We start from the raw sequence: 9966 nt of genomic DNA, 5'->3' as shown, positions 1-9966 counted from the left end.
GCGAAAAGTAAAAGTGGATGAAAGAAAGCCATGCAATAAAATAACCGTTTTATCCGTTGTTGATTTTGGATAGAATTCATAATAAACATTGATGTTATTTACCTGCTGGTGCCCGGCTAACACTGCTTGTTCCATAATCCTCCTCCTACTCTTATTTAGGCTATTTTCGCATAGATTGTTGTTTTTCGTATAAGTTCATTAACCCGTATAACTAAATGCTTCGTGGCATCTTTTCGTAAGAACGTTTGCGAAAATTGCCAAGAAACTTAAGTATTTGACTCTTATTAAGGTCCAATAGCTACAAAGTTTACGAAAAGAGCCCTTATTAAAATAGATGGATATAATTTACCCGAAATCAAATGAATTACACTCTTCAAAAAAATTACCAAAAATTTTTAAAATAAAGTGTTTGAATTTTTAGAAAATTACTAGTATAATAAAAAAAAACTAAAGGAGTTGATTTCCGATGGAAAAGAAATTACTTAATTCACCACAACAACCGAATGAAGAAATGGATTCAAAAATTGCTGAAATGGTGTTAAACAATGCCTTGCTCGAATTTCGCAAAGCAAAGCTCCGGGAGGAAATCGATCGCTCCTTACTGGAAAGAAATAAAGAAGATTTCCTGAAGCTGTCAGAGGAATTAAAGAAAATTTCGTAGTTCGCTAACTATAATTTTAATTTAAAAATTTGAAGCCCTTTTCCAATCGAAAAGGGCTTCTTTGTGATCTCTCTTTTTTGTAGATTAAGAAAGTATAAGTTTTCGACTTCGAGAATTCTCTAGCGCAAGCAGCCACGCCCCTCGAGGTCGTAAGCCGATCCGTGAAGAAGGTTAAAGAGCAACCTTCTCGTCGGCTCGTCTTACGCTATGCCTGAGGCTGATCAAGGCGCTTGCGCTTTTCTAATCTAGCATTTTTTTGAAAGCTGCTTCTATCTATTATTTTACCTGCATAAGATTTTAATAGAGGGAGGTTCAAATCAATGAAAAAAAATAAGCCATTTAGTTTGTTTATTCGTATTAATGGTGCGGTCATATCGGTTATTGTCATTTTTATTTTAATCGCAGGAATGACGACGATTCTTTCATTAAAAATGTCCTCGGAGTCAGTCGGAGAGGTCCTGGAGACATCTGATTTAAATAAACTGTATCTTTACTTTTTTGGAAGTGAAAATAAGTATTATATCCAAAATCGTAAAGATATTAAAGATATTCCCTTAACAAAGGTTGGCTTTCAAATTGCAACGAATATTAAAATCAGCGACATCCGAACATTCTTTGAAAGAGAATTACCAGGATTCGCCGAGTTTAATACAAAGATTGAAATTGCCGGTCAAGGAACTGATTTAACCACACTGCCAATTGAATCCGCACCGCCAATGGATGTTTTATTAAAAGAGAGGGAAATTGCTCAAAATCAGATAAATGAAAATAATTCAAATGAAAATAATAATACACCGCCGCCAAGCCAGACCACAAATGGTAAAAAAATTGTATTTATTTACCATACACATAGCTGGGAATCCTATCTCCCGCTGTTAAAAAATGTGACAAACCCAAATGAAGCTGTGAGTTCAAACAATCGCGTGAACGTTGTCGGAGTTGGGGATTACTTAGTGAAGGATTTGGCTGCAAAGGGGATTGGCAGTGACAATAGCACAATCAACGCTACTCAAGAGCTTCATAAAAGAGGATGGGATGCAAATTCTGCCTATCAATATTCGCGGAGTGTCGTGAAAGAGGCGTTGGCAGATAATAGTGACTTAAAATTTATGGTTGATATTCATCGTGATTCATCAAGAAAGAACATAACAAGTACAACGCTTAATAATAAAAGATATGCTAGATTAGTTTTTGTAGTAGGACAAGCGAATCCTAATTACAAACAAAACCTGGAACTAGCTAAAAAGCTTCATGATGCACTTGAAAAAAAATATCCAGGATTAAGCCGCGGGGTTGTTTCAAAAGACCGAAGTGAAGGAAATGGGGTTTACAATCAAGATCTTTCACCACGTGCCATCCTTTTAGAAGTAGGCGGAGTCGATAACGATATACAAGAGCTCCATAATGCAATCGATGCATTTGCAGATGTATTTAGCGAATATTATTGGCAAATGAAAAATGCTAAGGCATTTTAAATGGAAAAGAAGGCCATGATTAAATCGTGAGCCTTCTTTTTTTGCTTTTTCATGATTAAAAGTGTTATCGGTTTGTTAAAAAATGTGATTGTTCAACATTTATTCACAAAATGTTCATATAGTTATATTGTTAATGACACCAAGGTGGATTAAGATGGGTATTGGAAAGGTTTTCTTAAGGGGTGAATAAAAAATGTTACCGGTTGAGCGGAGAAAGCAAATTGTAACATGGTTAAACCAAGAAGGCGCATTATCGATTTCCGATATTAGCAAACGTTTAAATGTATCAGAGATGACTGTTTATCGCGATATTAAACCATTACTTGAAGAAAAGAAAATTATTAAAACCTCAGGCGGAATCTCTTTAACACCCATTACGAATGATTTTTTGAATGCTTGTACATATTGTTTGAAAGAATCGAACAATCGACACCTTGTCCAAATTATATTGAATGATTTACGGGTTGAGCAATTATGCTGCCCCCATTGCGGGTTACTTCGATATAAAGATATCGAAAAGGATGTCTCGCAAATTATCTGCCGCGACTTTTTAAGTCATTCAACTGTGAGCGCAAAAATGGCCTACTATCTAATGGACGCTGACTTTAACTTGAATTGCTGCCAGCCGCAGGTATTAACTTTTGAGTCACTAAAACATGCCGAGCAATTTCAAAAAGGTTTTGGCGGCAGTATTCTCAGATTTCCGGAAGCTGTCGAGGAAATTCAGAAGCGGATGAATGGTGAACAAGGATGTTGCTGTCATAAGTAGTTGCAGAACTAGAAAGAAGGGAGGTGGGGCAATGAATGTAAAAAAGTTAAGCAGTATATTATTACTGATGCTCTTTCTTTTCATTTGTTTATTTCCATCAATTTCTTCTGCACATGCTTATATAAAAAAATCAACACCTGTTGAAAATGAAATTTTAAAAAAATCTCCGACAAAAGTGGTGATTCAATTTGATGAAACCATCCAACCGGAATTTAATTCTATTCAAGTGTTTGACTCCTCCGGAAAACGGGTGGATAAAAAGAATGGCCGTGTCGACCCGAAGCAGCCTTCAGTACTTGAAAGTGATTTAGAAAAAAACCTTCCGAATGGAACGTATCAGATACAATGGAAGGTTGTATCAAATGATGGGCACCCTGTCCAAGGTGTGATTCCGTTTCAGATTGGTGAGAGTGATACGAGTCAAAATACTTCCGTGGTCCATCCTTCTTCAAAAGGATATACTCCAACTCCGGATTTAATCGTGATTCGCTGGCTGCAATATATTAGTAGTGCTTGTTTGATTGGTGTTCTATTTTTTATGTTACTTGTTATACCGAAAGATTCCGCCAAAGAGTTATCTGTTATAAGGCCTTTAATCAAAGCAGGCAAGGTTTCGTATATATTCTTATTGCTTAGTATCCTGTTAAGCCTTCCGCTGCAGGCAACGATTTTAACAGGTAACAGCTGGTTAGATGTATTTCGTATTTCGACCATTCAGGATATGATTTTCAATACTCAGTTTGGGGATACATGGCTAGTTCAAGTGGTTTTGCTCATTGTTTTGGCGATTCCTGTCTTTTTATTGGGCAGAAATAAATCTAACTATGATTTTCTCAATTGGATCGTTCTTATTTTGGGAATAGGCTTGTTATTTACTAAATCGTTAACAAGTCACGCGGCCTCAACAACTAACCAATATTTTTCTGTTTCCATAGATTTCTTGCATTTACTGTCTGCATCTGTCTGGATTGGAAGCTTAATTGCCATGGTTGTATTGCTCCCGATGATCAAAAGATCCGAAACAAAGGATGTTTATTTGACAACCATCCGCAGATTTTACAAATGGGGCTTAATCCTGGTAGTGCTTTTAGCTATTACGGGTGTATTTGGTAGCCTTTCATATATTCCAAACCTGTATTCACTTACCCATACAGATTATGGAAAGGTGTTAGTTTGGAAAGTAATTTTGCTTCTTTTCATGTTAGTTTTGGCAGCCATTAATTTTGTGAAAGGTAGAAAGAGGAATAAAAAGGGACTTTCCGGTACAATTTGGAGTGAATTGTTGATTGGATGTGTGATTTTAATCCTTTCAGTTCTTCTCACCAATCTGCCAACAGCGATGTCCGCTCCCGGTCCCTTTCAGGAAACTAAAACAGCGGGACAAGGAAATCAGGTGACATTAAGAGTTACACCAAATGTTATTGGCGAAAATTTATTTGAGGTAACGCTTAAGGATAATAATGGACAACAAATGAAGGGGATCGATCAAGTTACCCTTACGCTCACCTCTTTGGACATGGATATGGGTGTGAATACAGTTACTTTAAAGAAAAAAGCTGAAGGAAAATACACCTTAAAAAGTATGGGTTTCAATATGGCTGGCAATTGGAAAGTGCATGTTCATGGACTGACCAAGTCGCTAGACACTATTGATATAGATTTCCACTGTATAGTTGGAAGTCAATAAATATAAAAAAGAGGAGAATTCAAATGAAAAAATTTATAAGTAAAATTACCAAAGTTCTAATCCCTGCAGTAGTGAGTTTATTTTTCTTTTCAAGTATCGCAAGTGCACATGTTACAGTTGTTCCAAAAACTTCAACAACAGGTGCTTGGGAAACCTATACATTAAAAGTTCCGGTTGAAAAAAATATTCCCACTACCAAAATAACAGTAAAAGCACCTGCCGGAGTAGAAATTATGTCGTATCAACCAGTCCCGGGTTGGAAGTATACAGCAGAAAAGGATTCCAGCGGAAAAGTAAAAAACTTTACATTTGAAGCAACTGGAGACGGGATACAACCAGGTCAATTTCAACAATTTGTTTTTGTTGCAAAAAACCCTGATAAAGCAGCGAAAGCAGCATGGGATGCTTACCAATATTACAAAGACGGCAGTGTCGTAGAGTGGACGGGGGATGAAAAATCTGATACTCCGCATTCGATTACGGACATTGTTACGGCAACCACAGCTGATCATCATGATACACAACCTGCAACACATGAGGAAAAGAAAACGGCAGAAACAACCACAGAAAAGTCTAAATCAAACAATGTTCTGCCAATTGCAGCTATCGCTATTTCTGCTGGGGCACTTGTACTTTCATTCCGTAAAAGAGGTTAATCAATTTACAAGAAAGACCGGGAATGATCCCGGTCTTTCTTACATTACCACGCTTCTAGGGGTATTTTTCTTGTTTTTCTTATTCATCGCTTCGACTAAGATTTTAAAGCCTTTCAGAGAACGCTGAAAGATGGGACTTTGGATAAAAGTATATATAAACGTTGCAATAAAGACAGGGCCACCCATTAATAACCCGATAATTAAGACAAAACTTTCTACAATCATCCTGGCTTGACTGACGGATAATCTTGTTTTGTCAGAAATCGATAACATGAAACCATCACGCGGTCCTGCACCAATCCCTGCTGCCACGTACATCCCCCCGCCAATTCCAGTAATTATGATTCCGGATAGAAGAATAAGATAGTCCAACCAAGTATTGGTAGCATGCGGAAGAATATCAAGCCAAAGAAAAAAGTCCATAACCGGCCCGATAATTAAAGCGTTTAAAAAGGTCCCAATATTGATATACCTTCTGTCTGCGATAAAAGAAACGATGACAAGAACCAGGCCGCAAATCACCGACCATGTACCAATTGAAAGACCAAAATGCTTGTATAAAGCTACATTCAATACTTCCCAAGGATGTAAGCCTACATGTTTCACCTTGACAGCAATTGCGTTCCCTAGCCCGAAACAGACCAATCCGGCAAAAAACAAAAAATATCGAAAAAGGATAACCACCATTTTAACCCCCAAGAACTGAAGCTTGATTTATCCCGCATTAACGGGCAGTAAGACCCCCACTTCAAGGCTTAGTGGAAACAGGAAGCATAAGTGGCAGATCAACTGTCCGTAAAAGCCCGATTGGTGAGATACAGTGAAACTTGCCGCTATGATCTTCAGCGGCTTAGTTGAACCAATCGGGTTCGTACTGTCTCTTTATCAAGGCGATAGCCTTGATATTAGAGACAGTAGAACGGGACTAACAATCAGTGGGGGATGAAAAAAACCCCCACTGATTGAAGTTTCACTTTATCAGAATTTTAAAACCTATCTTACGATTTTAAAATACGGCGGCAGTATTATCAATTTATTTTTTTGAATATATCTAAAGTTTGTTAAAATAGTTTTGAATAGTTATATAATTAAAAGAATGGAAATTTTCCAACTAGATTAAAAATTATCCTAAAAAAACGAATAACGCGAGGTGAATGGTATGAACCTGGTACCATCTGAAAAGCTACAAAAAATGACGGCAAGCATCTTCCAAGAGGTTGCTGACCGTAAGCAGCAAGCTATCATAAATGGAAAAGATGTAATTGATTTAAGCGTGGGTAGCCCTGATTTACCGCCGCCTGAATTTGTTGTTGAAACATTGGTAGAATATGCGAAGGATAAAAGTAAGTATGGGTATACTTTGAAAGGAATTGCAGAATTTCATGTAGCAGTCAGATACTTTTATCAGCATCGTTACGCTGTCGAACTTGACCCGACTAAAGAAGTCTTGCAATTGATGGGGTCACAGGATGGCCTTGCCCATTTGGCTACAGCGGTTTGTAACTCTGGTGATTATGTCTTGGTCCCAGACCCCGGTTATCCAATATACGAAGCAAGTGTAACGATAGCTGGCGGAGTTATTTATCCGATGCCGTTGCTTGCAGAAAATCATTTTTTACCAAAGCTTGAAGAAATCCCATTAGAAATTTTAGAAAAGACACGTATGATGATTCTGAGTTATCCCGGTAACCCGGTAACGGCTCTGGCTGACCGTGATTTTTTTGAAAAAGTTGTCAAGTTTGCGAAACTGCATAACATCATGGTGGTTCACGATTTTGCCTACTCAGAACTAATTTTTGATGGTCACCCGCAAATCAGCTTTATGTCGGTTCCAGGAGCAAAGGAAGTGGGAATTGAATTCAATTCACTTTCCAAAACCTTTAATATGGCCGGCTGTCGAATTGGCTATGTTGTTGGAAATGCAAAGGCGTTGGAAATTCTTGGTGCGTTAAAATCGCATATTGATTATGGAATTTTTTATCCAATACAACAAGCTGCTGTCAGGGCGCTTACATCTGATTATATTTCTTTAAGTAATCAGGTGAAGGAGTATGAAATTCGCAGAGATGTGTTAATTGCCGGCCTTGAAAAAAGTGGCTGGAAAGTGTCGAAATCACCTGCGACCATGTTTGTTTGGGCAAAGATTCCCGAGGGGTGGACCTCCCGAGGGTTTGCTTTTGAGTTGATTGGACAGGCAGGAGTAGCAGTTGTGCCCGGTGACGCCTTTGGAAAATTAGGTGAAGGTTATGTAAGAATCGCAATGGTGCAGCCGCCCGAACGTTTAACAGAAGCAGCTGAACGGATTCATGCATTCTTAAGTGAATATACGTATAGCGGCTAATTTTCCTTCTATTCTTAGTGATTGAATCATATATCTGTATAAAAGACCTTCAATTGGGGAGATTGAAGGTTTTTTATCCCGCATTAACGGGCAGTAAGACCCTATAACAAGACTGAGAGAACGAATATGGGGATAAGTGGAGGATCAACTGCCCGTAAAAGCCCGATTGGTTCAACTAACAATCAGTGTGGATGGAAAAACTCCCCACTGATTGAAGTTTCACCTTATATTGCAAGAGAAAGAGGGAAATTAAATGCCAAGCGGAATGCACCAGGTTGTGATGGACTTACCCATTGAGACAATATGGGACTTTGTTAAAGAAATGAATAATTGGGCACCACTTGTTCCCGGCTATATCCGCCATGAAAAACTTAATGACCGTCAGTCCACATGGGAATTTAAAACAGACATCGGCATTATGAAAAAAAAGGTCCAATTGCTGGTTGAAATAACCGAGTGGAATGAACCGACAAGAGTGTCATTTACCTTAAAAGGACTTAAAGAAAAGTATAGTGGCAGCGGCTATTTTGAGGCGGAATCTCTTAGTGCAAATAAAACAAGAATGACAGGATTTTTAGATGTTAGTGCATTTGGTGCGGCGGCCCCAATGGTCAATTCAATGTTAAAAAATACAATTCCAAAGTACACAGAGGAAATGGCTTTGGCGATCTCAGCCCAATTAAAGGAACTTAAGCAAGTATAAAAATCTACTGAAAAGCCCCGGATCTAATTTTAGGTCCGGGGTTTGTTACGTTGTTTTGGAAAAAACTTAAGCAAATCTTAAGCATTGATTGCTATAGTGCTTATTAATGATTAGCGATGAAATTTTTATTAATAGGGGGAATATCGATGCGAAAGCGTGAAGGAGTGAAAATCATTCTTGCAACGTCCCTGGTTAGTATCGGGTCGATTTCTTACATACCATCTACGTATGCGGCCACAACGGATCAAACAACAGTAACAACCGGTCAAACAACAGTAACAACGAATTCTGAAGAGCAAAACAACAATACTTTATCGAAATTGGAGATTAATGGTGTATCACTTAATCCGTCATTTTCAAGTGATAGGAAAGAATATTCAGCAACCGTGGAAAATGAGATTCAACAAATCTCATTGAAACTAGTAAGTGATAATCCCAAAGCAAGTATGTCCATTAATGGTCAACTTGCAGTCGATAAACCATTGGCACTTAAAACAGGGACAAACCTTTTCGCCATCTCCGTATCGGATGGGACCCATCCGCAGAATACGTATACCTTAACTGTAACAAGAAAACAAAATAACAATAATCAATTAAAAAATATAAAGCTATCAAACGGGGAGTTATCTCCAAAATTTGATTCTGCTATTCTTAATTACAACATAAAAGTTCCCAATGAGACAGCTTCATTAAAAATAATGCCGGAGGCTATGGAAGAAACATCAACAATGCAGATAAATAACAAGATGTACGAAGATGGAGGCTTCTCTGTAAAATTACCAGATGGTGAATCAAAAGTTAGTATTTTAGTTACTGCTGAAAATGGTGAGAAAAAAATATACACATTAAATGTAACCAGAGCTACAAAAAAGGCAAACAATCGGCCTAATCGGACAACAGGTCAAATTCCAAGAACAACTGGAACAAAACCAAATAACTCAAACTGGAGAACAAATCCCGGTAAGCAGACGCAACTAATTACTACTAACTATGCAGTGAAATCGGCAGCTTCAGCTCAAAATAATGGCTACAAAAACCAATCCCAAAACGTCATCAAAAAAGTAAGCAAGGCAACCTTATCATCCCTATCAGTTTCGGCGGGTACCTGGAATAAAGATTTTTCAACGGAGGAATATACGTACCATCTAACTGTAAACAGTGATGTACATTCAGTTACGATTAGCCCAAATGCAAAATATAGCAGTTCCACTATTAAAATTGAAGGAGGAAGCAGCGAAAAGATAAAACTAGATGATAAAAAAACAATCATTTCAGTTGTGGTTACAAATGGGGAGGATCGGAAAACCTATGTTTTGGTATTTAAGAAAAAGACCGAAAAAAATGAGTCCTCATCAAAACAGGATAACACCTCGGATGTAACTGCAAGTAATTCAGATAATATTTCTGTTGTGAATACCAGTAATACCCAATCGTTACCGCAAACAACTGTTGGGAATAAAAGCAATAGTTCCCAATCTACAACATTATGGGGACGAATCACAGAAAGCATTAGTTATTTTTTTAATAAAATATTTTAAATATAAACCTGCCGATTGCTGCAGGTTTTCTTTTATTTAAATGTAAACGCTTTTATAATTTAATATAGTAAAATTTTAAAAAAAGGAAGAATTTTTATTCTACTTTTTTTTCAGATTATGTTATATTTATATTTAA

10 protein-coding genes are annotated in these 9966 nt (G+C 37.5%); 9 read left to right on the top strand and 1 reads right to left on the bottom strand.

The window, feature by feature from the left end; genetic code table 11:
- The first annotated feature begins 466 nt into the window (after positions 1–466).
- The 5 genes from BIV60_RS24865 (at position 467) to BIV60_RS24845 (ending at position 5248) form a co-directional block, all read left to right on the top strand.
- Positions 467–661 carry an IDEAL domain-containing protein gene (locus tag BIV60_RS24865; protein ID WP_071358389.1) on the top strand — a complete coding sequence of 65 codons (195 nt, stop codon included), beginning with the start codon at positions 467–469 and terminating at the stop codon, positions 659–661.
- A gap of 320 nt (positions 662–981) precedes the next feature.
- Entirely contained in the window at positions 982–2136 is a 1155-nt protein-coding gene (gene spoIIP, locus BIV60_RS24860) for a stage II sporulation protein P (protein ID WP_071358388.1), read from the top strand.
- Positions 2137–2329: 193 nt separating this feature from the next.
- Complete coding sequence (locus BIV60_RS24855; RefSeq protein ID WP_071358387.1) at positions 2330–2905, top strand: DeoR family transcriptional regulator; 576 nt, start codon at positions 2330–2332, stop codon at positions 2903–2905.
- A 31-nt stretch (positions 2906–2936) separates the two neighbouring features.
- On the top strand, positions 2937–4592 hold the full coding sequence (locus BIV60_RS24850) for a copper resistance protein CopC (RefSeq protein ID WP_071358386.1): 1656 nt from the start codon (positions 2937–2939) through the stop codon (positions 4590–4592).
- Between the two features lie 23 nt (positions 4593–4615).
- Positions 4616–5248 carry a YcnI family copper-binding membrane protein gene (locus tag BIV60_RS24845; RefSeq protein ID WP_071358385.1) on the top strand — a complete coding sequence of 211 codons (633 nt, stop codon included), beginning with the start codon at positions 4616–4618 and terminating at the stop codon, positions 5246–5248.
- A 39-nt stretch (positions 5249–5287) separates the two neighbouring features.
- Here BIV60_RS24845 and BIV60_RS24840 read toward each other — a convergent pair whose 3' ends face one another.
- Complete coding sequence (locus tag BIV60_RS24840) at positions 5288–5935, bottom strand: YczE/YyaS/YitT family protein (protein WP_071358384.1); 648 nt, start codon at positions 5933–5935, stop codon at positions 5288–5290.
- Positions 5936–6407: 472 nt separating this feature from the next.
- Between BIV60_RS24840 and BIV60_RS24835 the strand changes: the two genes are divergently transcribed.
- The 4 genes from BIV60_RS24835 (at position 6408) to BIV60_RS24825 (ending at position 9830) form a co-directional block, all read left to right on the top strand.
- Complete coding sequence (locus BIV60_RS24835) at positions 6408–7589, top strand: LL-diaminopimelate aminotransferase (protein WP_071358383.1); 1182 nt, start codon at positions 6408–6410, stop codon at positions 7587–7589.
- A gap of 126 nt (positions 7590–7715) precedes the next feature.
- On the top strand, positions 7716–7886 hold the full coding sequence (locus BIV60_RS29930) for a hypothetical protein (protein WP_177177396.1): 171 nt from the start codon (positions 7716–7718) through the stop codon (positions 7884–7886).
- Positions 7843–8292 (top strand): SRPBCC family protein, encoded by a 450-nt coding sequence (locus tag BIV60_RS24830; protein WP_071358382.1) that lies wholly within the window; start codon positions 7843–7845, stop codon positions 8290–8292. The genes BIV60_RS29930 and BIV60_RS24830 overlap by 44 nt, the downstream gene beginning before the upstream one ends.
- A gap of 146 nt (positions 8293–8438) precedes the next feature.
- On the top strand, positions 8439–9830 hold the full coding sequence (locus tag BIV60_RS24825) for a cadherin-like beta sandwich domain-containing protein (RefSeq protein ID WP_071358381.1): 1392 nt from the start codon (positions 8439–8441) through the stop codon (positions 9828–9830).
- Positions 9831–9966: the final 136 nt, after the last annotated feature.

Origin of the sequence: Bacillus sp. MUM 116, assembly GCF_001866655.1 — a bacterium.
Lineage (GTDB): Bacteria > Bacillota > Bacilli > Bacillales > Cytobacillaceae > Neobacillus.
This window is presented reverse-complemented; position numbering and strand designations above follow the sequence as displayed.

What these genes read in the sequence shown, in the direction of transcription:
- BIV60_RS24855 (WP_071358387.1), top strand. Translation starts at nt 2,330, where the DNA reads ATGTTACCGGTTGAGCGGAGAAAGCAAATTGTAACATGGTTAAACCAA.
- BIV60_RS29930 (WP_177177396.1), top strand. Translation starts at nt 7,716, where the DNA reads ATGGGGATAAGTGGAGGATCAACTGCCCGTAAAAGCCCGATTGGTTCA.
- BIV60_RS24840 (WP_071358384.1), bottom strand. Translation starts at nt 5,935, where the DNA reads ATGGTGGTTATCCTTTTTCGATATTTTTTGTTTTTTGCCGGATTGGTC.
- BIV60_RS24845 (WP_071358385.1), top strand. Translation starts at nt 4,616, where the DNA reads ATGAAAAAATTTATAAGTAAAATTACCAAAGTTCTAATCCCTGCAGTA.
- BIV60_RS24830 (WP_071358382.1), top strand. Translation starts at nt 7,843, where the DNA reads ATGCCAAGCGGAATGCACCAGGTTGTGATGGACTTACCCATTGAGACA.
- BIV60_RS24835 (WP_071358383.1), top strand. Translation starts at nt 6,408, where the DNA reads ATGAACCTGGTACCATCTGAAAAGCTACAAAAAATGACGGCAAGCATC.
- BIV60_RS24850 (WP_071358386.1), top strand. Translation starts at nt 2,937, where the DNA reads ATGAATGTAAAAAAGTTAAGCAGTATATTATTACTGATGCTCTTTCTT.
- BIV60_RS24825 (WP_071358381.1), top strand. Translation starts at nt 8,439, where the DNA reads ATGCGAAAGCGTGAAGGAGTGAAAATCATTCTTGCAACGTCCCTGGTT.
- BIV60_RS24865 (WP_071358389.1), top strand. Translation starts at nt 467, where the DNA reads ATGGAAAAGAAATTACTTAATTCACCACAACAACCGAATGAAGAAATG.
- spoIIP (WP_071358388.1), top strand. Translation starts at nt 982, where the DNA reads ATGAAAAAAAATAAGCCATTTAGTTTGTTTATTCGTATTAATGGTGCG.